20 protein-coding genes are annotated in these 25,171 nt (G+C 40.9%); 11 read left to right on the forward strand and 9 right to left on the reverse strand.

The features are described 5' to 3' along the window. Positions 1-284: 284 nt before the first annotated feature. The 4 genes from L884_RS0108610 to L884_RS0108625 form a co-directional block, all read right to left on the reverse strand. Entirely contained in the window at positions 285-1,184 is a 900-nt protein-coding gene (locus L884_RS0108610; protein ID WP_028767116.1) for an ABC transporter ATP-binding protein, read from the reverse strand. Next, complete coding sequence (locus L884_RS0108615) at positions 1,181-2,017, reverse strand: ABC transporter permease subunit (protein WP_028767117.1); 837 nt, start codon at positions 2,015-2,017, stop codon at positions 1,181-1,183. The genes L884_RS0108610 and L884_RS0108615 overlap by 4 nt, the downstream gene beginning before the upstream one ends. 91 nt (positions 2,018-2,108) lie before the next feature. Beyond that, on the reverse strand, positions 2,109-2,771 hold the full coding sequence (locus L884_RS0108620; RefSeq protein ID WP_028767118.1) for a YceH family protein: 663 nt from the start codon (positions 2,769-2,771) through the stop codon (positions 2,109-2,111). 118 nt (positions 2,772-2,889) lie between these two features. Then, positions 2,890-3,723 (reverse strand): CvfB family protein, encoded by an 834-nt coding sequence (locus L884_RS0108625; protein WP_028767119.1) that lies wholly within the window; start codon positions 3,721-3,723, stop codon positions 2,890-2,892. A gap of 626 nt (positions 3,724-4,349) precedes the next feature. On the opposite strand from L884_RS0108625, the gene speA reads away from it, so the two are divergent. The 7 genes from speA to L884_RS0108660 all read left to right on the forward strand — a co-directional run bounded on the left by speA (position 4,350) and on the right by L884_RS0108660 (position 12,019). Next, positions 4,350-6,263, forward strand: a complete 1,914-nt coding sequence (gene speA, locus L884_RS0108630) for a biosynthetic arginine decarboxylase (protein WP_028767120.1) — start codon at positions 4,350-4,352, stop codon at positions 6,261-6,263. Positions 6,264-6,415: 152 nt separating this feature from the next. Then, the gene (locus tag L884_RS0108635) at positions 6,416-7,336 is read left to right on the forward strand and encodes an adenosylmethionine decarboxylase (RefSeq protein ID WP_028767121.1); all 921 of its coding nucleotides are present in this window, start codon (positions 6,416-6,418) and stop codon (positions 7,334-7,336) included. A 24-nt stretch (positions 7,337-7,360) separates the two neighbouring features. Continuing rightward, entirely contained in the window at positions 7,361-8,290 is a 930-nt protein-coding gene (speB, locus tag L884_RS0108640) for an agmatinase (RefSeq protein ID WP_028767122.1), read from the forward strand. A gap of 147 nt (positions 8,291-8,437) precedes the next feature. After that, on the forward strand, positions 8,438-9,076 hold the full coding sequence (gene pdxH / locus L884_RS0108645; protein ID WP_028767123.1) for a pyridoxamine 5'-phosphate oxidase: 639 nt from the start codon (positions 8,438-8,440) through the stop codon (positions 9,074-9,076). Positions 9,077-9,306: 230 nt separating this feature from the next. Beyond that, positions 9,307-9,882 carry a YceI family protein gene (locus L884_RS0108650; protein ID WP_028767124.1) on the forward strand — a complete coding sequence of 192 codons (576 nt, stop codon included), beginning with the start codon at positions 9,307-9,309 and terminating at the stop codon, positions 9,880-9,882. A 287-nt stretch (positions 9,883-10,169) separates the two neighbouring features. After that, complete coding sequence (locus L884_RS0108655; protein WP_028767125.1) at positions 10,170-10,514, forward strand: DUF3802 family protein; 345 nt, start codon at positions 10,170-10,172, stop codon at positions 10,512-10,514. Between the two features lie 629 nt (positions 10,515-11,143). After that, positions 11,144-12,019 (forward strand): putative ATP-dependent zinc protease, encoded by an 876-nt coding sequence (locus L884_RS0108660; protein WP_028767126.1) that lies wholly within the window; start codon positions 11,144-11,146, stop codon positions 12,017-12,019. 88 nt (positions 12,020-12,107) lie between these two features. Here L884_RS0108660 and L884_RS0108665 read toward each other — a convergent pair whose 3' ends face one another. Then, positions 12,108-14,684, reverse strand: coding sequence for a PDC sensor domain-containing protein (locus L884_RS0108665; protein WP_245603092.1), 2,577 nt, complete (start codon positions 14,682-14,684; stop codon positions 12,108-12,110). A 469-nt stretch (positions 14,685-15,153) separates the two neighbouring features. Continuing rightward, positions 15,154-16,650, reverse strand: coding sequence for a methyl-accepting chemotaxis protein (locus tag L884_RS0108670; RefSeq protein ID WP_028767128.1), 1,497 nt, complete (start codon positions 16,648-16,650; stop codon positions 15,154-15,156). A 438-nt stretch (positions 16,651-17,088) separates the two neighbouring features. On the opposite strand from L884_RS0108670, the gene pheS reads away from it, so the two are divergent. From pheS to lpxM, 4 genes are all read left to right on the forward strand, one after another. Then, a complete protein-coding gene (gene pheS, locus L884_RS0108675; RefSeq protein ID WP_037410660.1) occupies positions 17,089-18,072 on the forward strand; it encodes a phenylalanine--tRNA ligase subunit alpha in 984 nt (327 codons plus the stop codon). A 16-nt stretch (positions 18,073-18,088) separates the two neighbouring features. Continuing rightward, positions 18,089-20,476 carry a phenylalanine--tRNA ligase subunit beta gene (gene pheT / locus L884_RS0108680; protein WP_028767130.1) on the forward strand — a complete coding sequence of 796 codons (2,388 nt, stop codon included), beginning with the start codon at positions 18,089-18,091 and terminating at the stop codon, positions 20,474-20,476. Between the two features lie 4 nt (positions 20,477-20,480). After that, positions 20,481-20,777, forward strand: a complete 297-nt coding sequence (gene ihfA, locus L884_RS0108685; protein ID WP_012142935.1) for an integration host factor subunit alpha — start codon at positions 20,481-20,483, stop codon at positions 20,775-20,777. Positions 20,778-20,854: 77 nt separating this feature from the next. Then, positions 20,855-21,793 carry a lauroyl-Kdo(2)-lipid IV(A) myristoyltransferase gene (gene lpxM, locus L884_RS0108690; protein WP_028767131.1) on the forward strand — a complete coding sequence of 313 codons (939 nt, stop codon included), beginning with the start codon at positions 20,855-20,857 and terminating at the stop codon, positions 21,791-21,793. Between the two features lie 98 nt (positions 21,794-21,891). Here lpxM and L884_RS0108695 read toward each other — a convergent pair whose 3' ends face one another. The 3 genes from L884_RS0108695 to hisIE all read right to left on the reverse strand — a co-directional run bounded on the left by L884_RS0108695 (position 21,892) and on the right by hisIE (position 25,165). After that, positions 21,892-22,995, reverse strand: a complete 1,104-nt coding sequence (locus L884_RS0108695; RefSeq protein WP_028767132.1) for a phosphoribosylaminoimidazolesuccinocarboxamide synthase — start codon at positions 22,993-22,995, stop codon at positions 21,892-21,894. Between the two features lie 173 nt (positions 22,996-23,168). Continuing rightward, on the reverse strand, positions 23,169-23,948 hold the full coding sequence (locus L884_RS0108700) for a substrate-binding periplasmic protein (RefSeq protein WP_084221422.1): 780 nt from the start codon (positions 23,946-23,948) through the stop codon (positions 23,169-23,171). 575 nt (positions 23,949-24,523) lie between these two features. Beyond that, positions 24,524-25,165, reverse strand: a complete 642-nt coding sequence (gene hisIE / locus L884_RS0108710; RefSeq protein ID WP_028767134.1) for a bifunctional phosphoribosyl-AMP cyclohydrolase/phosphoribosyl-ATP diphosphatase HisIE — start codon at positions 25,163-25,165, stop codon at positions 24,524-24,526. Positions 25,166-25,171: the final 6 nt, after the last annotated feature.

Here is a 25,171-nt window from a genome sequence, read left to right on the forward strand (position 1 = left end):
TAATTTGAAAAATTAGCTCTCAATCTATTGTTCCTGATGGCGTTGGGTGGGGGGATTGCTTTTATGCAATAAAAAACGACGCATATAGCGCCGTTTTATTGTAATACCAATTAATATAAAGATTTGGTTGCCATTCTGGAGCGCTTTCGGCTGCCTACTTCTGCGTTAAATAACTTCACAAGGGAACAACCATTCTTTCAGTTATTCGCCTTGAATTAGTTTGCCAAAATCGCTCTGAGTAGATCAACTGCTTATACTAATTGGTATAAACACAGGCTAAACCGTTATGAGAATAACTTCTCCTCTAAAGTACGGCCTTTTAGGATGGCTTTATATTGCCAGTTGTTTTGCTTAAACAGCTGTAGCAGTGCTATTTCAATAGCATAGGCTTGTTGGCTATTATGTTTAATTAAAAATTGGTTATTTTCTCTCTCTTCGACAGCACTAATATCTGCTAATCCCAGTACTGCATTAATTAAAGATGCTGGTGCACATCGTTGCATTGTCACTGTTAAGTAGTCTTCATGCTGGGCTTCACTCATTGACACCGATTGTTGCAATTGGCCTTGTTCAAGATACAGCACTTGATCACATAACTTTTCCAGTTCATCTAAGTTGTGTGAACTTATAATAAAGGTGGTTTTAGCTGATAGAGACTTAACTAGTTCGCGGATTTTTTTGGCATTAGCCGGATCTAAACCTGCAGTTGGCTCATCAAGTAGCACCAGCTCTGGCGAGCCGATGAGTGCTTGCGCTATTGATACGCGCTTTGCCATGCCATGGCTTAAAGACTTTGGCTTGTGTTTTGCGCTATCACTGAGATCGACTAAGTTAAGCACCCGCAGTGCTTCAGCATTTGCAGCTTTGCTATCAAAACCTTGTAAACTAGCAAAAAAGCTCAGCTGAGTTAAAACATCTAAATTAGGATCGAGCTGCGCGTCCTGAGGTAATGATGCTATGCGGCCGAGTAGGGCGGCAGAGCCCGGTGGATGACCCAGTAAACTAATTTCGCCAGATGTAGGTTTAATATAGCCACACAGCAGGCTAAACAAGGTTGTTTTACCGGCTCCGTTTGGACCGACTAATGCGATGGGGTTACCTGCATTAAGGCTAATATCAACTTGTTTCAGTGCTTGCTTATCACCGTAGGATTTAGACAGTCCTTTGCACGTCACTAAACTCATAGCGCACTCCTATTAATATACAATTTACCGGCAAATAGTAAGGCGCAGGCTTGAATGAGTGCGATAGGTGCGTACATAAAGCTTTGTAGACCTTGTGTGTTAATCATGAGTGAGATCTGAGAACCCGGCAATAGCCATTTTAACACATTAATAATAGGCAAGTAGCTATTAATAATGGCAATGGTGATAGACATGGCTGCCCAAACAAGAATTGCATAAATAGTGGCTTGTCGTGCCGAGCTTGCATAAAGCGACAAAATAGCCATAAGAGCAGTGTAGGGTAATAGCACTATGATTAAGTTTATACTGACAATGAGGCCTGAATAGAGAGCCGGTAATAACAAGCTGGTTTCCCTGCTTACTGCAAGTACGATAGTTGCAATAACAGTGAGGCACAATAGTAAACTTTGCAGCAGCATGTGGCCTATAAAGCGGCCAAAGAACAAGCTGTCTCTTCCTACTCGCTGAGTTAAAAATCTAAGGGTGCCACGGGCTTTATCGCTAGCAAATTGATCAGCTGAAACAAATATACTGAAAAGCGGGAACAGATATAGTGCAGCAATCCAATAAACCGCAAGCTCTGCAACCGGCCACTCAAATAGCTCGCTCACAGCGTTGATGCCAAAAAAGCCTTCTATAACGGTTCTAAAATCTGGATTAATTAAAAAAGTAGAAGCACCACTAATTGGATAGAGTAATATCAGCATCCAGACCAGTGAAAATGCAATTAGCGCTATTAGCCCACGAGGGTTAAATAGCATTTTTTTGACTTCAAATTGGGCGAGTAATAGCGTGTTTTTAATCGTGCTATTCGCCTGAGGGTTATTTTCCAAACTAATCCCTTATGATTGAATGATTAAGTTGGCTTAGGTTAACACCGTTTTTGCATTAGGGTTAACCTAACTTGTTAACGGATGTTTGTATCTACTTAAGTAGCTCTTTTAGTTGCGCCTTTAGCTCAGCAACTTCTTGTTCCAGTGTTTGTACTCGACGTATGAGCTCTAGTTGATCTGTGTGCTGTGAACCACTATTTAAATCTTGAGAATTTACCTGCAGTGGGACACTGTTTTGTTGTTCGATGTTAGAAGGAGGCGTTAGAAGTTCACGATAGCGTGCTTCACGTTTGCCAGGCTCTTTAGCAAGTAGCATTACGAGAGGTGATTCACGCTGTTGTAGTTTGCGTAAGGTTGCTTCCGCTTCGGCTACATCGTTAAATTCATATAGGCGATTGCTGCGGGTTCTTAATTCTCCGGGCGTTTGTGGGCCTCGCAATAGTAATAAGCAAATAATGGCGAGTTCGTCAGGCTTAAGTTGAAGATCACTAAACTCAGTATTACAGAATCGATGCTTGTACTTGATGACTCGGCTACCAAAACCTGATTGATCGGAGATGAGTCGTTTTTTAGCGAGACCATCTAAGGTGTTTTGCACCTCAGATTCACTCAGGCTAAGCACTGGTTCGCGGCTGGTTTTTTGATTGCAGCCAGAGGTTAAACTGTTTAAAGAAAGGGGATATTGTTCTGGAGTGGTGATCTCCTTTTCCAGCAGGACACCGATAACACGCGCTTCAAGTGGAGTGAGTTCCATATTAACCTCTTAATAAAAAAGCATGACTTTGTTATAACAGAGCCATGCTTTATTGCAAAGAAGCTTTAAGATTGTTTTTTAGGTAATTGATTGGTTTATAAGCAATTACCCATAGATTTTAATCTTCTAAGCGAATGCCGTCAGTTGTGATGGTGATTTGCTTATTCTTATATAAGCCGCCAATACTCTTTTTAAAGGCTTTTTTACTCATAGATAATTGCGAGTAAATCACTTCTGCATCAGTCTTATCGTTAAGCGGTAAGAAGCCACCGGCTTGCTTTAGCTTAATCATGATAGCAACAGCGTGTTTATCAAGCTCTGATTTGGCACCTTTTTGTAAGATAAGGTCAATCTTACCATCTGTTCTAACGCGCTTAATGAAGCCTTTGACTTTTTGACCAAAGCTTAAGCGAGTGTAAACTTCATTTTTATACAATACGCCCCAGTGGCTATTGTTGATAATGGCTTTGTAGCCAAGATCTGTTGAGCCACCAATGATCAAGTTGACTTCTTGGTCATTGCGGAACTTTGGTTCAGTTAAATCGAGGAACTTTTCAACCTTAGAAGAAGCAACAATACGATCATCTACATGGCTAGTATAAATGTAAACTAGGTATGACTTACCCACTTCGATTTCACGGTGCTGCTCACCAAAAGGCAACAGTAGATCTTTATCGAGTCCCCAATCTAGAAATGCGCCATATGGACCATTGGCTTTTGCTTCTAAATAGGCAAATTCACCTACTTGCGCGTATGGTCGGCGAGTAGTGGCAATCACCATGTCCTCTGAATCTAAATAAAGAAACACATTAACCATATCTCCGACTTGGCAGTCTTTTGGAACGGCTTTGCGAGGAAGGAGGACCTGGCCCATTTCTTTAGCGTCTAAATAGACACCAAAATCAACTTGTTTGACGACTTCGAGCTTACAGGTTTTACCTATCTGGATCATGATGTTCTCTACTTTTAAAACAGTAACGATTAGTTTCTGCTGCGATTATAGTGGAAAACATCTTAATAAGCTTTAGCCCTTTGAAACTAATGCGCAAAACTCAGCAAATTTCTGTAAGCAAAAGCAGGCAAATATCACGGTTTTAGTGATAATGAAGACAGATTGTTACTAGGCTATTATCGGCTGATAATTAATTCGCAATTAATTGACCTTTTAGGGGCTGATTTTTATTGCAATCTGCTGTGTCTCAAGGTTTAATTGCGCCGCAAAAAATTCCGAGAGAAAAGTGTGTCGTTTGTAGGCTTATTCTTGAGTGAATACACCGTACTGCGGTTAAGCAATGGTTGAAGTCACAAATTAGATTTTTATGGATTTGCTTTTACATGCTAGGTTTAAAGGCATGGCTTTTTTCGTTACCATGAAAATCAAAGCGCCAATACAGTTAGCAGCGCTTTAAGAAAATTGATACTCCTAGTCGACATCAGAAGTGTTTTTGAGTATTAATTGAATTAGTTTGTACTTTTGTAGCTAAATCAGAGCGTATCTGATTTTAACATTCGCAAGTTAGCTAAGACCATTAAGGTATTAGCAACTTATTTGAATAAAATAGACAGGTTAGGACAAATATGAGCAATTGGTCTATTGATGATGCACGCGCAAGTTATAACGTAAATCACTGGAGCCAAGGACTTTACGGTATTAGCGATGACGGTGAGGTGACAGTGTCACCGGATCCTAGCCGCCCAGACTGTAAAATTGGTTTGAACGAAATGGCGAAGGATATGGTTAAGTCAGGCGTGGCTTTACCCGTATTAGTGCGTTTCCCGCAAATTTTGCATCATAGAGTAAATAGCCTTTGTCAGGCATTTAATCAGGCAATTCAAAAGTATCAATACGAAAATGATTACTTACTTGTATACCCGATTAAAGTTAACCAACAGCAAACGGTTGTTGAAGAGATCTTAGCTAGCCAAGTCTCAAAAGAGGTGCCGCAGTTAGGTTTAGAAGCCGGTAGTAAGCCAGAATTGATGGCTGTATTGGCGATGGCGCAAAAGGCCAGCTCTGTCATTATTTGTAATGGCTACAAAGATAAAGAATATATTCGCCTTGCTTTAATCGGTGAAAAGCTAGGTCACAAGGTTTATATCGTTCTTGAGAAGATGTCAGAACTCAAGGTCGTGCTTGAACAAGCAAAAGAACTTGGTGTAACACCACGTCTTGGCTTGCGTGTGCGTTTAGCATTCCAAGGTAAGGGTAAATGGCAGGCAAGTGGTGGTGAGAAATCTAAGTTTGGCTTAAGTGCTGCTCAGGTTCTGCAAGTGATTAATTCACTTAAACAAGAAGATATGCTTGATTCGCTAGAGTTATTGCATTTCCACTTAGGTTCGCAAATTGCCAATATTCGCGATATCCGTCAAGGTGTGAGTGAAGCTGGTCGATTCTATTGTGAGCTAATGAAGCTTGGCGCAAACGTTAAATGTTTTGACGTGGGTGGTGGCTTAGCGGTTGATTATGATGGTACGCGTAGCCAAAGTAGTCACTCTATGAACTACGGCCTAACAGAGTACGCCAACAACATCGTTAGTGTATTGACTGACATGTGTAAAGAGTACGAACAGCCGATGCCGAGAATCATCTCTGAATCTGGTCGTTACTTAACTGCACATCACGCAGTACTATTGACAGATGTAATTGGTACAGAAGCCTACAAGCCTGAAGATATTCAGCCGCCAGCAGAAGATGCACCGCAGCTGTTACATAATATGTGGCAGTCTTGGGTAGAAGTGAGTGGTAAAGCTGATCAACGTGCATTGATTGAGATTTTCCATGATTGTCAAAGCGATTTGGCAGAAGCGCACTCATTATTTGCTGTTGGACAACTTGGTTTAGCTGAGCGCGCATGGGCAGAGCAGGTTAACTTGCGTGTATGTTACGAATTACAAGGTAGCATGAGCTCTAAGTATCGTTTCCACCGTCCAATTATTGATGAATTGAATGAGAAACTAGCAGACAAGTTCTTTGTTAACTTCTCGTTGTTCCAATCATTACCAGATGCGTGGGGTATCGATCAGGTATTCCCTGTCATGCCACTTTCAGGTCTAGATAAGAAGCCTGAAAGCCGTGCGGTAATGCTTGATATCACCTGTGACTCAGATGGTACAGTTGATCAATATGTTGAAGGCCAAGGTATTGAAACAACATTGCCAGTACCAGCATGGACTCAAGAAAGCCCATATTTAATTGGCTTCTTCTTAGTCGGTGCATATCAAGAAATTTTGGGTGATATGCATAACTTGTTTGGTGATACTAACTCAGCGGTTGTTCGTTTAGATGATGACGCGCGTACTAATGTTGAGTCGGTTCTTGCAGGTGATACCGTTGCTGACGTTTTACGTTATGTAAACTTAGATGCAGTATCATTTATGCGTACTTATGAAGAGCTAGTGAACAAGCATATTGCCGAAGATGAACGTGCTAATATTCTTGAAGAACTACAACTAGGTCTGAAAGGTTATACCTACCTAGAAGATTTTTCGTAGGTCGGTAAATCAGCCATATCATCATGGCGTTAAAAGTGTTGTTATAGCCAGCTTTGAGTTCGCTCTTAGCTGGTTTTATTTTTAAATTGCGTTGATGGATTGTATACAAGTATCAGTTAACAAACATAGCTAGCTTTAGGGGCTTCGATTCGATGTTTTTTGAAGGTTCAGAAAAGAAATTAGTTTTGCAACTCCACCCCAGTGCCCCGTCATTAAGAGCGTATCCACGTGGCTTTTGGCAACAGGCATTAGCGATGGCAGATGCCGCTATTTTATCGGATCTCAGTAATGCATATTGTGATGCCTATGTATTAAGTGAATCAAGCATGTTTGTATGGCAACATAAGTTGCTATTAATTACCTGCGGTAAAACACGTTTAATTGATACTGTTGCGTTTATCATTGAAAAAATCGGCGCAGGCCTTATATCAGAATTAAATTATCAGCGTAAAAGTGAGTTCTCACCGCATCTACAAGCTACGCGCTTTGAAGATGATGTAGAGTTGTTGAAGGCGCTCGTCCCCGGTACGGCTTATCGTATCGGTCATTTAGATAGCCATCATCATTACCTTTATAGTGCAGCAGGCGTAACTAAGCAGGCTCAAAGTGCTTGTTTGTTGATGTATCATATTGAAGGTGAGGCTGCGCAATATTTACGCAGTGCTGAGCAAGAAAGTAGTTATATACGCCGACTACTCAATTTAGATCGTTTGCTACCACAATTTGAGTTCGACGATCACCTGTTTCAGCCCTGTGGATATTCAATCAATGGATTGTTTGAAGATAAATTTTTGACCATACATATCACGCCTCAAGAGCAAAGCTCTTACGTGAGTGTCGAAACAAACGTGAACTTTTTACAATATCCGTTCAATATTTTTGCTGAGTTACTCAAAGTATTGAACCCCAGCAGTTGGGACATCATTGGGCTGAATATGCCAATAGATCACACAGGCTTTCTTTCAAATAGAAGGGTAGCAAGTTGTGATCTACAGTTAAACCAGCTAAATGATTTTAATTACTATCACTATATTCAGGCTGAAAGCGAAACCTTAATAGCCGAAGTACTGTGACTCTAGACATTTTATGGAGTATTTATGACCACTATTGCAGATAAGCCAGATTATTCGCTTTATTCAAATGCATTTGGTTACTTAAGACAACCGCTAGACTTTAAACCTCTTGAAGGCGATGCGGATGTAGTGGTTTTAGGCTTACCATTTGATATGGCAACGACAGGCCGTTCAGGTGGCCGTATGGGCCCTGGTGCTATTCGTAACGCATCAGTAAACCTAGCGTGGGAAGAAACACGCTGGCCGTATCAGTTTAAGCTAAGTGAACATATTAAAGTTGTTGATGCAGGTGATCTTGTTTACAACTGTGGCGACTCAGCTGACTTTACTCAGCGAGTTGAAGATTTCGCAACCAAGATTCTTGAAGCTGATAAGGCAATGCTAAGTTTTGGTGGTGATCACTTCGTTACCTTGCCACTATTACGCGCTCACTATAAAAAGCACGGTAAAATGGCTTTACTTCATTTTGATGCGCACACAGATACCTATAGCCAAGGCAGTAAGTACGATCATGGTACAATGTTCTACCATGCACCAAACGAAGGCATTATTGCTGCTGAAAACTCAATTCAAGTGGGTATTCGTACAGAGTACGATACTGCGAATCACCTGTTTGAAGTGATTGACGCCGCAGCCGCTAATGAAATGACTGCTGATGAGATCGTTGCCCAGATCCGTAAGCGCGTAGGTGATATGCCGCTATACGTAACATTTGATATCGACTGCTTAGACCCTGCGTTCGCACCAGGTACTGGTACGCCAGTGTGTGGTGGCTTAACCAGCGATAAAGCAATGAAGATTATTCGTGGCCTTAAAGGCATGAAGATTGTCGGTATGGACGTTGTTGAAGTTGCACCTGCATATGATAGCGCTGAGATCACTGCACTTGCTGGCGCAACATTAGGCCTAGAGATGTTGCACGTTTGGGCTGAATCAAACGGCAAAATCAAATAATCTTATTTGATAGATTGCGATAGTCATCTCGCCTACATGAGAGAAACGATGAGTTAAAAGTTTCACGCTATAGGTCTAAGATTGTTATGATAAAAGAAGCACTGTTTTAGTGCTTCTTTTTTTATGCCGTTTTGCAAGGGATCTAAGATGTCAAATATTAGCGATATTAGACGAGAATACACGTTAGGTGAGTTACATAGTGAAGATGTACCGAGTGACCCTATGGTGTTATTTAATGCGTGGCTTGAGGTTGTTCGCGAATCCAACATACAAGATCCAACTGCTATGTCAGTGGCGACAGTTGATGAAAATGGTCAGCCTTTTCAACGTATTGTACTTTTAAAGCGTTTTGATGATAACGGTTTTGTGTTTTTCACGAATTTGGAAAGCCGTAAAGCACAGCATATTACGCATAATGCCCAAGTCAGTATTTTATTTCCTTGGCATAGTTTAGAAAAGCAGGTTGCGGTTACAGGTGTTGCAGAGCCTTTGTCAAAAGCAGAGGTGATTAAATACTTTATGAGTCGCCCTAAAGAGAGCCAAATCGCAGCCTGGGTTTCAAAGCAATCCAGCCCAATTAGTGCTCGTCAGGCATTAGAGTCTAAGTTTGCAGAGATGAAAGCCAAATTTGCTAAAGGTGACGTGCCATTGCCAAAGTTTTGGGGCGGCTATTTAGTGCGACCTAAAAGTATTGAGTTTTGGCAAGGAGGTGAGCATCGCCTGCACGATCGTTTTATCTACACTAAAGTGGAAGATACTTGGCAACATAGCCGGTTAGCCCCTTAGTTTATCTCCTTTTTAAGCTGTAGATGTATAAACAGCCAATAGACTAAAACCGCACAATAATGCGGTTTTTTTGTATGAGTCATTTAGCTAGATAGATGAATTTGCCCTAATATAAATAAAGAAATATTAGCTTCTACTGTAAAAAGTGCTTTCAGCATTTGCTAAGCATGGTAAATTAGTTCTAGCTTAACTGTTGAAATACATGACTATCTGAATATGAGGGAACGAACATGAAAGGTATTATCACGGGGTTACTTTTGCTGCCTTTGTCATTAATGGCTTCGGCACAGCCATGGAAAGTGGATAGCGATAGTTCAAATGTAAGTTTCATCTCTATCAAAAAAGGTGATATCGCTGAAGTTCATCATTTTAAATCTATGGCTGGCACATTTGATGATAAAGGCCAATTTAGCTTCTCTGTAGCCTTAGCCAGCGTAGCGACCAATATTGAGATCCGCGATGAGCGTATGACGTCGCTATTATTCGAGGTTGATAAGTACCCTAAATTGACACTGACTGCGTCTGTAGACCCTAACTTGGTCAAAGATCTTGCTGTTGGTTCAGTTAAAGTCGCTACCATTGATGCCGAAGTTGATTTACATGGCGAAAAACAACAGATGGCGTTTACAGTCAGCATTGCTAAGTTGTCTGACACACACTTATTGGTTGCGAGTGTGGCACCAGTGATTGTTAATGCAAATAGTTTTGGTTTAACTGCTGGCGTAGAAAAGCTTCGTGAAATAGCCGGCCTTTCCGCGATCAGTAAAGCTGTACCTGTTACTTTTAGTTTAAATTTAACAAAGTAAAATTTTGCTTCAATTATCACAAAAGACGTAGTCGTTAGATATCTCAAGGCCTTGCCACTATTTGGTGAGGCCTTTTTGCTGAACTGCAACCCTAGATCAAGCGCTTATGCAGATAGGAACACTTGCGTAATTTTTAGCTAAAGCTATTTATAACCAGTAGCTTAACTAATGAACTGCAATTTCAATTGAGTAAAAACTCAGATAAGATTCATCTTACTATCAATAATAAGATTGTCTGTGCTTTAACAGCTTCAATCATGTACACATTTATGTGTTTTAGGTTTTGTATGGTTACCGATAAAGACGGGTATATTCACCTGATCCAATATTTGACTGAGCATTTAGATATATTTGCTAACTCTCAGCAACAAAGCGCCACTGACGCTACAGTTATGGAGTTATTCGAAGAGCAACTTGCTGCACAAATTATAATGGTTTGTGGACAAAATCCTTCGCTTACATTTGCGCAGCGTAACTTAGTTATTCGTGAGGTGGATTCTATTGTGTACGACTTAGAAGAGATTTTAGCGCGGGTAGCTTCTCAAAAAGCGACGGCGGAACAAACATTATTCATTACAGAGTTTTCTTGCTTGATAAAGAATTTGTTTGACCAAGAGATCAGTAATTTTTAGCGGTACCTCAGTCATTACCATGTCACAGCCAGGTTGTGTGTGACTGAGTCGCAGACAAAATAATGAAGACTAATATTTAAACATATCAATAAAGCCGCTTGTCGGGCATCAACAGCCTTTTATATTTGCTTACAGTATTTCCTCTCTAAGCGCTTGTTGCTTGTTAAATTAAAGCCTAGTGTTGCAAAATCGACAGAGGAGATTGCAATGCGGAGTTGGCTAAACAAATCTCAGAATACACGGCACATGTTTGTCTATTGTTGCTTACTGGTGTTTTGGTTTTGCTTAAGGCTGTTTAGTCTGCACTCATTTGATCTTGGGTGGGGATTTTTCCCATTGGTGATATCTTTACCTTTTGTGCCCTTTATTCTTGTTTGGCTTGCGATACAGTTTTATCGTCATTTACGTCAGCTAATGTTCGGCATCACGAGCTGGTGGCACTATTGCCATTGTGTTTGTACTGCAGGTTTATTCATATTGTTAGTTGCTAATTTTTTGATATGAGTTCAATCTTGTGCCAGCATTTGTTCAGCTTGACTGTGTCATAGTTGCACTTTATTCACCTACAAATCTTGTTATTATATCGGCGATATAAACGATATAAATCATCAAATTATTAGAGGTTTCCGATGTTGAAAAAACTAGGCCTAAGTTTATTAATCCTGACGTCTTCGTTTTCAGTGATTGCAAATGAAAAAGCCGTGATTGGCGCAACCGCCAAGATGTCTGTAGCCCATGCGGAACTGTCTTATGTTGCCCGTATTGATACTGGGGCGGTAAACACCTCTTTGCATGCTTATGACATTGTTGTTGAAGGCGGTAACGCTAAAAATATGAAAGACAATGTTGGAAAAATGGTGTCTTTTACTACAGAAAACAATGCTGGTGAATCTAAGCGTTTAACTGCAAAAATCGTTAAAACCTCTACAGTGAGTAACTCACAGGGGACTGAAACTCGCTATATGGTTGATTTAGATGTTGGCTTTAAAGGCAAGGAGCGTAAAGTCAGGGTTAATCTTCGAGACCGTAGCCATATGGATTATAAGTTGCTTATTGGCCGGAATTGGTTGAAAGGGCGCTATGTCGTAGATGTGTCAGAAAAGAAAATTATTGGGCCGACAGCCCCTATTAGCGTTGTTGAATCAGGTTTAATTTTTAAAACTCGCATTGATACCGGTGCCGTAGAAAATTCACTGCATGCGCTTGATATAAAGATAGATAATGAAGATCCTGATATGGAAAAGAATGTCGGCAAGATTATTCACTTTACCACCGAAAATGAGAAAGGTGAGTCACATGTCGTTAAGTCACGGATCGTAGAAACATCGTTGATCCGAAATGCTCAAGGCAGTGAGATCCGCTATATGGTAGAGCTTAATATCGGTGAACCAGGGCAAGAATATAAAGTAAAAGTTAACTTACGTGACAGAAGCAAAATGTCTTATAAATTACTGATTGGTCGTAACTGGCTACAGGGGCATTATATCGTTGATGTGTCTCGTTAGTTTTTTAGATAAAGTGACTATCTAAATGTTATTTATCTGAGTTCTTAACCAAAAGCGCCGCACTCATTGATGCGGCGCTTTTTTGTGGTTAACAGTTAGCAAGGTGGTATTTCTGAAGCGTTGTATAGCCGGTGTCAGGGGAGAGTGTTGATATGATTAGCTCGCCATTGAATTCGCTTTTCAACCAAATAGACAGTGCTGAAAGTGTGCCTGTAACTTCATTTATTTTTAGTGTGTTATGTATTTTTTTGAGTTGTTCGTCAGATAAGCGTCGGCCATTATCTCTTAATTCCATGGTGATCATTTCAGCGGTTTTATCTAATTTAACTTCAATTTTATTTTGCTCTGACTGTTGATAGAAAGCGTCATTTATTGTGTTGCTTATTGCGCGATAAAAAATCAATAAAAAGTGCCAGTGGACACCATCCACGATAAGTCTTTTATCACTTTTTATGGTTAAGTTTATATTTTTACTTATCAATTTCGGTTGCAGTAAAGCAACGATATGCTCGAGCAATAACACTAAATCGATGGGTTTTGCGAGATAGTCTTGAGCTGAAAATAGATATTCTAAATGGCGGAGCCTTTCAGTTTGTGCTGCCAGTGCATGATTAAATTCTAGCGGATCCAGTTCTCCTGTCGTTAAGCGATAGGCACTTGCTGCTAAATCATCCTGTTTTCTAAATATAGGTTTGACGATTGCAGCGACTAAAGAAGGGTACAGGGCTTGATTTTCAACTTTAACTCTTTCAAAGTTCACCGCTCGGTTTGATTCCGATTTTGCTTGATTAGATTCATTTAACAAGCGGCGATTTGTTTGCTCGAGTTTTTCGATAAATCGTATATTTTCTGAGGTTTCTTGCCTAAGAATTTCAAACTGGGCCTTTTTCTTTAGCTCTAACGCTTTAGTTGCACTGATATCAAAGGCAATTGTCCCCACTGAAGTAACCTGACCTTGTTCATCTAGGATAGGGAATTTAGTCACTAAATAGGTATGTTGCTTGTCTTTGCTTGGAAATGTTTGTTCATAGCTTAATTCAATTTTGGTGTTGATAACGTACTGATCATTTTTACTATTAAGCTGAGCAATCTCTTTTGGCATCACTAAGTGGGTTTTACTTCCTAATATATTTTCTCTATTACGCCCCAGAGTTTGACAGAACTGGTCGTTAACGAGTGTAAATGTGCCATTGATATCATTGATGAAAATCAAGTTGTGCGCTGAATTAAGAACAGTATTCAACTGTTCTTTCTTTTCTTTTAGCTCCATTTGAGCTTGTTGTTGCACATCTAATTGTTGCTCGAGTGCAAGGTTAGTTGCATCTAAACTGGCTAACGCAATCTCTAATTGACGTGTGCGAGAGCTGAAGGCTTTAGCAAGCATGCCTATTTCATCATTGCGCTGAGTCGCTTCTAGTTCTACCTTTGCTGGATTACTGTCGTTTAATGCACGTACCATGCGACTTATGGGGGTAATAAATAGTTTATTTTGCATCACAAATAACAGCATTAACGCAAGAATTTGAATGATAACCAGGTAAAAACCGACAGAGTTAGCTAAAGCCTGGCTACTTTGAGTGATGGCCGATATTGGCGTCACCAGCACGATTTTCCAATAAGTGCTAGGCATCAGAAAGACTGTAACCAACACCGGTTCGTTAAGTTTTGGATCATTGCTTAATTGCAGGCTCGCAATAACCTCAACTTGTTCGAGTTTGTTGTTAGCATTTTGGTTGATCAGTGCAATGAGTTTATCGCGCTCATTAGCCGGCGCATTAGCAATAACGTCTGCTAATTGTTGATTGCTATAGGCCTTGTTACTGTTGGCTTTTTTGATGAACTCTTGATCTATAGTTGCAAGTTGCATTTGCAGTTGATTGAAGTCTGGGTGCTTTTTGGCGAACTCAGCAAAAGGTAAGAACAACTCATGGCTGTTGGCTATACCGTTATCATCTTCAAGCTCAGGGTAAGACAACAGGCGATTTTGTTGGTCAAGTGCAAACACATAGCCGCCTTGACTTTCGGTTGCTGTTTTCAAAAAGCTATCGATACTTGATAAGGCTACATCTACTGTCGATACGCCAATAAACTTGTGATTTGACCACATAGGTACAGATGCGGTCAGCATGGCATTATTTGTATAGGGATCGACATAGGATTTTGACCAATAAGTAGTATCAGTCGGGTAATACCTTGCAGGTAGATACCAATCTGCTTCAAAGTACGTTGAAGTGGACTTATCGTTATAGTCGTCCACTTTCATTAATTGGCCGCTATTATTTCTAGACCAAAAATAACTATTCTTCTGTTTTGCTGAATTAAAACTATATGGCTCGGGCCAAATACCACCGCCAAGCAGCACATGTTGTTGGTCTGATTGTTCTAGTATTGCAGGCACTATAGTATCAAGTTGAAAGGGGGAGCTTTGATAGCTCTCTCCCACAGCGCCTAAAGATACTGCAAGGTTTTCGATACGATTGGTTTTTTGTTGTAATTTAGCAATTATCGTATTGCCAAGGTTGATGCTTAAGGATGTTTGGTTGTCGATTAATCTATCTTGTTCGATAGATTTAATGAACCAGATACTTGCAATAATAATGACCGCTGCAACAAACAGTTGAATGAACATAAACTGTATAGGCAAGCTTGAGCGCCAGTTTGTCAATTCTTGGGTCTCCCACAGATAAATAGCTTAATCAAATGTTTACTCTATGCTGTTGTCGGTCTTGATATGGTTTGAAGCGTTAAAGCGCTATTTCAGGGTCAATTTGATGCCTCGAGGTAACCATCAAATAAGTATACAATTCTTGTTATTTTTTTGTAAAACAAACTTTGCCAAAGATACATAAAGAGACAATTTACACATGTTTGCAAAAGGACTGCCATTGCTAGTGTTTATTTTCAATGGTGGCTAACAACTAAGTGACTTCGTGATAGTTTTGCTTAAGCTGTGCGAACAGTCTTTGCTGTGACAGTAAAGACGAATGGGCACTCGATGGAGTTTGAGATTGTGAGCTGATGGTGTGTTAGATCACCAGCAGCAGAAATTGATTGAATCGCTACAATTTCAGCTACAAGGCAGAGAATAGAAAAAAGCAGCCTAAGCTGCTTTTTTTGAGAGGCTAAATTGTTAGCTAAATTTTCAGGCCAATTAGCAATTGATCGAGTTGTTCTGTTGTCGCGTGCAGTTCATCACATCCTGATACCGACTGATTAGCAGATTGTTCAACATGCTGTGATTGACTGCGAATATCCATTAAATTGGTTGCGATTTCATTGGCGACTGCTGATTGCTCTTCTGCAGAAGTCGCAATTAACACGCTCATTTCATATACTTTCGCGCTATGGTGAGCAATCCCTTCTAAATCTTTACCCGTATCGAGTACATGCTTTTTGCCTTCTTCTGCTTTGTCTACTGTACGGCTCATAACGAGCTTTAAGTTACGGGCTCCTGATTGTAATGCTTCAATCATGGTTTTAATTTCAACTGTTGCGGCTTGAGTGCGTCCGGCTAAGGTACGAACTTCATCTGCTACGACAGCAAAACCACGTCCTTGTTCTCCGGCCCTTGCAGCTTCAATGGCCGCATTTAAAGCGAGTAGGTTTGTTTGCTCTGAAATCGCATTAATTGTGGTCACGACTTCGTCAATTTTAGCGGCATTATCGTTAAGATGGTTTACTGCTTCAGATGCATCAGCGATTTCATTTGAAAGACCGCCGATTGCATCGACGGTAATAGCGATATCTCGAGAGCCGGCATCAACTTGTACGTTTGCTTCCTGAGTTTCCGTTGATGATAGCTCAGCATTACGAGCCACTTCGGTTACTGCTGCGGTCATTTGCTCCATTGCTGTGGCTAATGAGTCGATATGCTGGCGCTGGTCAACCGCTAAAGATTGTCCCTCTTTTGCGGTATTTCTAAACTCTTGTACAACATTGCGTATTTGGTGATTGGCGTTGGTCATTTCGCTAACCAATTTATGCTGCCGCTCAACAAGCGTGTCGATGCTTATGGCTAAAACGCTGAATTCATCTTTAACCTCAAAGAAGTTTAGGCGTCCGGTTAAATCGCCATCAGCTGCCTTTTTTAGCGCCATAACATTGGTGTACAACGCGCCACCAACAAAGGTTGAAATATAATAGCTGCTAATAAGAATGATACCAATTAACAAGGTTAAAATGAGGTATGTCATATACTCATTATGGGCTTGGTTCTGTTGCGCTGAAGTGAGCTTGGTGATGAGGCCGTTATTGCCTATGCGACTTGTATTTTCAACACTCTCTCCTAAAACTTGCGTTTCGCCGCCGTGACTTGCAATGCTAGTTAATTGACGTGGCGCAGACTGCTGATGACTGACGCTTACTGTACCTTGCAGCGCTTTTAAGAAAGCTTGCTGCTGATCTTGAGGCACAAATTGATATGCAGTATTGAGGGTGCTATTTAACGTTTGGTTAAAATTCTCGGTTTGGGTAATCTGGCTTGTAAGTAAGTTTTGTTTGTAATTAGCGTTAAGTAACACCGCTAAGCTTAGTAATGTAACAATAGGGACGATAGCTAAAACAGCAAATTTAGCCCTAAGTGTCATGTGAATAAGGTATTTATCGACCCAGCGGAACTTAACTTCTTTCATAATGTTCTCTTATTAAAATCACAGCCTATTTTAGTTATCGGACATTGTAGAGGTTTCTTAAACAATTTTTCACAAGCTTGAACTGTACGACTCATTTTTAAACAGTTGCTTGGTTAACATATTGAATATAAAGATATCTGTATTCATAGTTGATATAACTGTTTGGTGTTAAATTTAATCTTTTTGTGGTTTTTTCAAGCGATTGATCTTGGGCTGATGAATTGTTGGCCTGATTTTATTTGCAGCTTAGGTTGAAAATCGATTGCAATGCCTTGTATAAGGACTAAACAAAATAGGCAGTTAGCAACAAAAAAGCTGAATTAGTCCTAGTCAAATCTAGCTGTCTAACGTAAAATTTTAGTCTTTTTCTATTTTCACAAAGAAAATACGTTAGCCCAAAAGTCGTAGGTCGAAGACTTACTTGCACTGGAAGAGATGATGTCACAGTTAACAGAGATCGTAGAACAGGCTTTAGCCGCCATCGAAGGAGCTACAGATTTAAAAGCTCTCGATGACCTCCGTGTCGATTACCTTGGTAAAAAAGGTCAAATCACCGACATGATGAAAATGATGGGTAAACTTCCTCCTGAAGAGAAGCCTGCTTTTGGTCAAGCAGTGAACCAAGCGAAGCAAACGGTTCAAAAGCAGCTTTCTATTCGCATTGATGGCCTAAAGGCGGCTGAGCTAGAAGCGCAGCTTAAAGCTGAAAGCATCGATGTGAGTTTACCTGGTCGTCGTATCGAAAACGGCGGTTTGCACCCAGTTACGCGCACAATTGAGCGCATTGAAGCATTCTTTGGTGAGTTAGGTTTTGTTGTTAAAGACGGCCCAGAAATCGAAGATGACTTTCATAACTTTGATGCATTAAACATCTCTGAACATCATCCAGCTCGTGCTGATCATGACACTTTCTATTTTAACCCTAAAGTGATGCTACGTACGCAAACTTCAGGTGTGCAGATCCGTACGATGGAACACGAAAAGCCGCCGTTACGTATTATTTCTCCAGGCCGTGTTTACCGTAATGATTACGACCAAACTCATACACCTATGTTCCATCAGGTTGAAGGCTTATTGGTTGCTGAAAACGTTAACTTTGCTGAGCTAAAAGGCATTTTGCACGACTTCTTACGCAACTTTTTTGAAGAAGATTTACAAGTGCGTTTCCGTCCATCTTATTTCCCGTTTACCGAACCTTCAGCAGAAGTGGACGTGATGGGTAAAAACGGTAAGTGGTTAGAAGTACTTGGTTGCGGCATGGTGCATCCAAATGTACTGCGTAGTGTTGGTATTGACCCAGAGAAATACTCAGGTTTTGCCTTCGGTATGGGGGTTGAGCGTTTATCTATGCTTCGTTACGGCGTTAACGATTTACGTTCATTCTTTGAAAACGACCTACGCTTCTTGAAGCAATTTAAATAAACGGAGCTGTAATAGCATGAAATTTAGCGAATCTTGGCTTCGTGAGTGGGTTAATCCAAGTGTTAGCCGCGAAGAATTATCACACCAAATCACTATGGCGGGTCTTGAAGTTGATGGCGTTGAGCCAGTAGCTGCAGACTTTAGCGGCGTGATTGTTGGTGAAGTGGTTGAATGTGGTCAGCACCCAGATGCTGACAAACTACGCGTGACTAAAATCAATGTTGGCGGTGAAGAGCTTATCGACATCGTTTGTGGCGCTGCAAACTGTCGTTTAGGCCTTAAAGTTGCTGTTGCTATGGTCGGTGCTGTACTGCCTGGTGATTTCAAAATTAAGAAAGCTAAACTGCGCGGTCAGCCTTCATTTGGCATGTTGTGTTCGTTTGGCGAGCTAGGTGTGGATATCGAAAGCGATGGCATCATTGAATTGCCATTAGATGCACCTGTGGGCCAAGACGTACGTGAGTACTTAGATCTAAACGACGCTGTCATCGACGTTGATTTAACGGCTAACCGTGCAGATTGTTTAGGTATGGCTGGTCTTGCTCGTGAAGTGGGCGTTCTTAACCGTCAAGCGGTTACAGAGCCTACTTGGGAAGCTGTATCGGCAACTATCGCTGATGAAGTGAGTATTGATGTTCAAGAGCCACAAGAGTGTGGTCGTTACTTGGGCCGTGTGATTAAAAATGTCAACGTTAAAGCGGAAACACCACTATGGATGCAAGAAAAACTGCGCCGTAGCGGTATTCGCTCTATCGACCCCATTGTTGACATCACTAACTACGTATTAGTTGAATTCGGTCAACCAATGCACGCTTTTGACTTAGCGAAGTTAGATGGTGGTATTCAAGTTCGTAAGCCTAACGGCGAAGAAAAGCTCACTTTACTTGATGGTAATGAAATCACCATTCCTGCAGATATGTTGATTATTGCAGATCAGGCTAAGCCATTAGCCCTTGCTGGTGTATTTGGTGGTGAATATAGCGGTGTAACTGCTGAGACAACAGATATTCTTCTAGAATGTGCATTCTTCGCACCTTTAGCTATCTTAGGTAAAGCGCGTAAGATTGGTCTGCATACTGATTCATCGCACCGCTTTGAGCGTGGTGTAGACCCAGAGCTGCAACAAAAAGTGATGGATCGTGCAAGCCGCCTTGTACTTGATATTTGTGGTGGTGAAGCCGGTCCAGTTGTTGAAGTTAAGTCTGACGAACACTTACCAAAGCCTGCACAAATCCTATTACGTCGCAGCAAGCTTGATAAGACGCTAGGCCATCACATTGAAGATAACGATGTGACTGAAATCCTAGAGCGTTTAGGCTTTACTGTTGCAGTGAGTGAAGGGCTGTGGAATGTCACCACAGCCACTTACCGCTTCGATATGGCAATTGAAGAAGATTTAATCGAAGAAGTTGCCCGTATTTACGGTTACAACAATATTCCAAATATTGCGCCGGTTGCGCAATTAAGTATGTCTGATCATAAAGAATCAAACATTAACATCAAGCGCGTGCGCAGTATGTTGGTTGCTCGTGGATTCCAAGAAGCGGTGACTTATAGCTTTGTTGATCCTAAGCAGCAAGAGTTGATTCATCCAGGTGCAGAAGCAATGATCCTACCGAATCCTATTTCGGTAGAGATGTCAGCAATGCGTCTGTCTATGTTTACCGGTCTATTGACAGCTGTGGGTTATAACCAAAGCCGTCAACAAAACCGTGTCAGACTATTTGAAACAGGTTTACGTTTTGTACCAAATGAAGCTGCAGAGTCAGGTGTGTCACAACAGCCTATGCTTGCTGCAGTTATTGCGGGTAATCAAAACGATGAGCATTGGACAATGGAGTCAAAAACAGTTGATTTCTTTGACCTGAAAGGTGACTTAGAAGCGGTCATCGGTTTAACCGCAGCTGACACTGAATTTAGTTTCAGAGCTGCAACTCATCCAGCTTTACATCCGGGGCAATGCGCTGAAATCTTAAGAGATGATCGCGTAATTGGTATCATAGGTACGGTTCATCCGAGCCTAGAAAAGCCATTTGGCCTAAACGGAAAAACAATTATTTTCGAGCTAGAATTAGACGCTTTATTGCATGCTAATTTGCCGCTAGCCCAGACTGTATCTAAGTTTCCAGCAAACCGTCGTGATATCGCCATCGTTGTAGATGACGCTATTTCAGCCGATGATGTTGTAAAATTGATAAGAAAAGTTGGCGAAAATCAGTTGGTTGGCATAAACTTGTTCGATGTATACCGAGGTAAAGGTGTAGAGGAAGGCAAAAAGAGCCTTGCAATAGCACTCTTATTACAAGATAACGCTCGTACTCTGGAAGAGAAAGAGATCGCAGAGATGGTAGATGTAGTGGTTTCTGCTCTGAAGGACGAGTTCAACGCATCGTTGAGGGACTAAAAGTATGGCACTTACCAAAGCCGAAATGGCAGAACATCTTTTTGAAACGCTAGGTATCAACAAGAGAGTAGCGAAAGAGATGGTAGAGACGTTTTTCGAAGAAATTCGTCAAGCTCTTGAAAGTGGTGAGCAGGTCAAGCTATCTGGCTTTGGCAACTTTGACCTGAGGGACAAGAATCAAAGACCGGGAAGGAACCCAAAGACGGGAGAAGATATCCCAATTTCGGCACGTCGTGTTGTGACGTTCCGACCAGGACAGAAGCTGAAAAGCCGTGTCGAAGAGGCTAACGCAAAGAAGTAATTGCTTTAGTGTCGTAATGAAGAGGCCACTCAATAGAGTGGCTTTTTCTGTTGTTAACTTGCAGTAGAGGTTTGCTTTTGTCTAGAAAGCCAAAGTATTTTGACCGACGTTTTAATGTTAGCTTGTTACACCCTAAATACTGGCTAACTTGGGTCGCGATTTTAGTGCTGGTGGTATTTGGTCTAATGCCTGCGTGGCTGCGTGATCCAATAGCCAAAGTGTTAGCAAAGTTAGTGATGAAGATAGCGACGAAACCTATCAAGGTTGCGCGAGCTAATTTAACAACTTGTTTTCCTGAAAAATCTAAAGATGAAATCGACGCGTTAGTTAAAGATAACGTTGAAAATTTCGTCATGATCCTCTTGGCACAATCAGAACTGATGCTCAAATCTCGTAAGCATATGAGGCGCAGAGTTCAGTTACATGGTTATGAGCATGTTGAGCAAGCCAGAGCCGCCGGGCAACCGGTAATTTTTATCATGCCGCATGTTTGGGGCATTGAATATGCAGGCTTACGTTTAAACTTAGATCTGCCTATGGTTTCAATGGCTAAAGCGCATAAAAACGGTTTATTTAACTGGTTTAATAATCGCATGCGCAGTTCGCAAGGCGGTAACATATATATGCGTGAAGCGGGTATTCGTGCTTTGCTAAGTGAGCTAAAGCAAGATAACAGCTTTTTTTATTTACCAGATGAAGACTTAGGCCGCGATAAAAGCGTATTTGCGCCATTTTTAGGGACAACTAAAGCGACATTACCTGTGGTTGGGCGTTTAGCTCAAGCGGGCAATGCGCAAGTAATGCCGGTGAAAATTGGCTATGATCAAGCAAAACGTCATTTTGATTTAACCGTGATGCCAGCGATTGATCCTGAAACTATGCAGGGCAAAGAGAATGAAGCGATTGCGCTAAACAAAGCGGTAGAGCAGGTGATTTTAGCTTACCCAGAGCAATATATGTGGTTCTTACGGGTGTTAAAGACTCGCCCAGAGGGTGAGCCATCTATTTATCATTAAGCTTCTGCGGCGCGATTAGAATCCTCAGTGCCATAGAGAAGTAACAAAAAAGCCGCAATCTTGATTGCGGCTTTTTATTGAGCATTAGCGCTAGGTAACTAAACGATCAACTGGTACTCATCACGCAAGATATCGATGATCTCTTGTTTTGGGTTCTCGCTGATGGTTAGCTTTTCACCAATGATTTTCTCTGCAATACCGACATAGGTATTAGAGATATCCATCATTACTGATTCTGGTAGCTTATTGTCTGCAGCTAGGGCGAAACGTTCTTCCATGCGGTTCTTGTTTAGCAAGATATCTGGATCCGGGAAGTGGTTTAATAACCATTGACGGAAACCTTCTTTAGACTGCTCGATGATTTTGCCATCACGGTGCGATGAGCCGTCCCAAATACGAGAGCTATCAGGAGTACCAACTTCATCCATATAGATAAGCTTTTCGTTGCCAGCAGCATCATTGACGTAGCCAAATTCAAACTTAGTATCAACGAAAATCTGATCGTGTTGCGCTAAAGCGTCGCTGATCACGTCGAAACCTTCTTTCAACAGCTTTTCGTATAGGTCAATATCAGCAAGACTACTAAAGTTGAATCCATCAACATGGCGCTCAATGTCGCTGCGTGATACGTTAACATCATCCGCTTCAGGTACGCCTTCAAGCCCTGTTAATACACCTTTGGTTGAAGGAGTGATTAATAGTTCAGGAAGCTTTTGATCTTTTTCTAAGCCCTCAGGAATAGTAATACCACAGAACTCGCGCTCACCTTTAGTGTAAGAGCGCCACATAGAACCGGTAATATATTGACGAGCAATTGCTTCAATCATTACAGGACGGGCTTTCTGTACAATCCAAACTAACGGATGTGGGATATCTAAAATATGGCTGTCGGCTAAACCTTTTTCTTTAAAAAGCTTGAACCAGTGGTTAGAAATAGCGTTTAACGCGGTTCCTTTACCTGGTACGCCATTAAGACCGTTTTCACCTTGCCATACACAGTCAAATGCTGAAATACGGTCGCTGATCACCATAATTGCAAGTGGAGCATCGGCAGGGACATCGTAACCTTTGTCTTTAATTAACCGAGCACTATCTTCTTCGGTTAACCAGTAAACACTGCGAACTTTACCTGAATGTACAGGCTTGTTAGTACGAATTGGAAGGTTGTCATTTACGACTAAAACTTTATCTGCAAGATTCATAGGGCACACTTTTATTATTGAGAAGCTTAATTTTAGTGGCGCAGATTGTAACAGAAGATCTAGAGCGCAACACCCTAGCAATAACAGTTTTATACAATTTAAAAACAGTGTTTTCTATTGTGTAAAATGGCCATTAATCATGACGCGAAATTGATATATTCTGCTGGGAAAGGCTATTGATACCGAGTAATTATCGCTTCAAGTTTTCCAGTGGCTTTCATAATAACAATTTGATCATCAATCCAGTCTATCATTGCTTGGTCGACATCATCACCATAGGCGAGATGAATGTTCAGTGATGGGGTGATATGAGCAATGTCTGTGTATTTAAATGCACTTTGGTCAATATTGTGCTGTTTGATGGCATAGCGTATGCGGCTTTCCATCTCTATGAACACATCGCCTCGGCTATTTTTTAAGGCATTTAATGCGCTTTGATGGCTATTTGACTCAACTTTATTAATCTTGCCGCTTGCGATATAAGGCGTGAGTCCCGGGTAATCAAAGCCTTTCAGGAGAATGACTCGTTTACCTAACAAATCGTTGATGCTTGCATAATGCTGAGTATCATTGTTTCTTTGTACTAAAAGGTGGCTAGCGCGAAATAATGCTTGTTTAGATAAGCGGTCATTTTGATCTCTAATGCCGGTATTCTTGCGCCATAACGGTGAGCCGTAGCTAATCCAGTTTGTGTAGGTTTGCTTTTCTATTTCGTGCGCATAGCGCTTGTATGGCATGACATGGGTGGTAAATGTAAACGGCTTTTTGCTAGCGAGTTGGTTAATGACGTCACTAATAATTCCTGAGTTAAATTGATGGTCAGCAGTATTGATTTGAAACGGCTCTGCCTGATTAGCAATCATTAAATAGGTGAGGTGATGTGCTCTTGCCTGCAGCGACATAATACACAGAAGCAAGATTGTAATATTAATGAAGCTATTGATGAGTTTCATATTGATATCACTAATTTTAATTGAACATGAGTAAAAATGAGTTACTGAATGATAGCGCTAACTCATGAATAAAAAGTACTTACTAAAAACTATGCTTAAAAATGACCATGCAATTTAAAATGCAAATTTATGCTAGCGTATTGTTTAGGTAAATGCACTTGTTTTTTAAAGAGTAATTTTGTAGGAAACTTTATGTGTCAGTAGTTTTTTTTATCGCTTTTTGTTTGAATATTGAAGTATAAACTAGTGAAGTTCGCTATTTTTCTAGGTCTTGATAGATGATATTCACAGTTATTTGGATAAGAGCCTTATAAGACAATCCAATAGATTAATGGACGGTATTGTCGCGGTTGATTGTATATAACGGCATTAGTCGCGAACTATTTGAGATGGGTATTATGCATAGTTAAGCAAATAGTGCTTTGCTTAACTATGCATGAGTTTAATTGAGTATGAGTTTAACTAGGCATGAGCTTTACTACATACTGAGTTTAGTCATTGGCAGTTTTACCTAACCTAATAACTATTACCCAAAATTGTGGGCTGATAGCTGCCTTGGACTAGCCGGTAAAGGCTCATTTAGTTTGGTTATGTCTTTTCATCAAGTTAAGGTTAATGTCTTGCATGCTCAGTAGCTGATCTTCTAGTAAAACCAATAAGTGATAGATAAGATCAGAGGCTTCATCGATGAGCTCTGCTTTGTCATTCGTGGCCGCAGCAAGAGCGGTTTCTAAACCTTCCTCACCAACTTTTTGTGCGATTCGCTTAGTTCCGCGTTCGAATAGCTGTGCTGTATAGCTAGAGCTTGCATCTTGACCTTTACGCTCTCGTATGAGTGTGCTGAGGTTATCAATAAAACTGTGAGCATTGCCGTCAGCCCAACAGCTTTCAGTGCCTTTGTGGCAAGTCGGTCCGTTAGGGAGCACTTGCACTAATAAGCTATCATTATCACAGTCTTTATCGATAGCCACTAAGTTTAAGGTATTGCCGGATGACTCACCTTTAGTCCAAAGTCTTTGCTTACTGCGACTGTAAAACGTTACTTGTTTGCTTGATAAGGTTTTATCTAATGCAGCTTGATCCATATAGCCTAACATCAGCACCTTACCAGTTAGGTGGTTTTGTACTATAGCTGGGATTAACCCACCTGTTTTATCCCAATCAAGCTGACTGACTATCTCGGCATCGCGATTTATTTGTTGCGTATATGTGCTCATATTTGT

The sequence above is a fragment of the Shewanella fidelis ATCC BAA-318 genome (assembly GCF_000518605.1).
Taxonomy (GTDB): Bacteria; Pseudomonadota; Gammaproteobacteria; order Enterobacterales; family Shewanellaceae; genus Shewanella; species Shewanella fidelis.

Excerpts from the sequence above, each read along its gene's own strand:
- hisIE (WP_028767134.1), bottom strand. The coding sequence starts at position 25,165 with ATGAGCACATATACGCAACAAATAAATCGCGATGCCGAGATAGTCAGT.
- L884_RS0108625 (WP_028767119.1), bottom strand. The coding sequence starts at position 3,723 with ATGATCCAGATAGGTAAAACCTGTAAGCTCGAAGTCGTCAAACAAGTT.
- pheS (WP_037410660.1), top strand. The coding sequence starts at position 17,089 with ATGTCACAGTTAACAGAGATCGTAGAACAGGCTTTAGCCGCCATCGAA.
- speA (WP_028767120.1), top strand. The coding sequence starts at position 4,350 with ATGAGCAATTGGTCTATTGATGATGCACGCGCAAGTTATAACGTAAAT.
- speB (WP_028767122.1), top strand. The coding sequence starts at position 7,361 with ATGACCACTATTGCAGATAAGCCAGATTATTCGCTTTATTCAAATGCA.
- pheT (WP_028767130.1), top strand. The coding sequence starts at position 18,089 with ATGAAATTTAGCGAATCTTGGCTTCGTGAGTGGGTTAATCCAAGTGTT.
- ihfA (WP_012142935.1), top strand. The coding sequence starts at position 20,481 with ATGGCACTTACCAAAGCCGAAATGGCAGAACATCTTTTTGAAACGCTA.
- L884_RS0108670 (WP_028767128.1), bottom strand. The coding sequence starts at position 16,650 with ATGAAAGAAGTTAAGTTCCGCTGGGTCGATAAATACCTTATTCACATG.
- L884_RS0108695 (WP_028767132.1), bottom strand. The coding sequence starts at position 22,995 with ATGAATCTTGCAGATAAAGTTTTAGTCGTAAATGACAACCTTCCAATT.
- L884_RS0108610 (WP_028767116.1), bottom strand. The coding sequence starts at position 1,184 with ATGAGTTTAGTGACGTGCAAAGGACTGTCTAAATCCTACGGTGATAAG.
- L884_RS0108660 (WP_028767126.1), top strand. The coding sequence starts at position 11,144 with ATGTTGAAAAAACTAGGCCTAAGTTTATTAATCCTGACGTCTTCGTTT.
- L884_RS0108655 (WP_028767125.1), top strand. The coding sequence starts at position 10,170 with ATGGTTACCGATAAAGACGGGTATATTCACCTGATCCAATATTTGACT.
- L884_RS0108700 (WP_084221422.1), bottom strand. The coding sequence starts at position 23,948 with ATGAAACTCATCAATAGCTTCATTAATATTACAATCTTGCTTCTGTGT.
- L884_RS0108650 (WP_028767124.1), top strand. The coding sequence starts at position 9,307 with ATGAAAGGTATTATCACGGGGTTACTTTTGCTGCCTTTGTCATTAATG.
- L884_RS0108620 (WP_028767118.1), bottom strand. The coding sequence starts at position 2,771 with ATGGAACTCACTCCACTTGAAGCGCGTGTTATCGGTGTCCTGCTGGAA.
- L884_RS0108635 (WP_028767121.1), top strand. The coding sequence starts at position 6,416 with ATGTTTTTTGAAGGTTCAGAAAAGAAATTAGTTTTGCAACTCCACCCC.
- pdxH (WP_028767123.1), top strand. The coding sequence starts at position 8,438 with ATGTCAAATATTAGCGATATTAGACGAGAATACACGTTAGGTGAGTTA.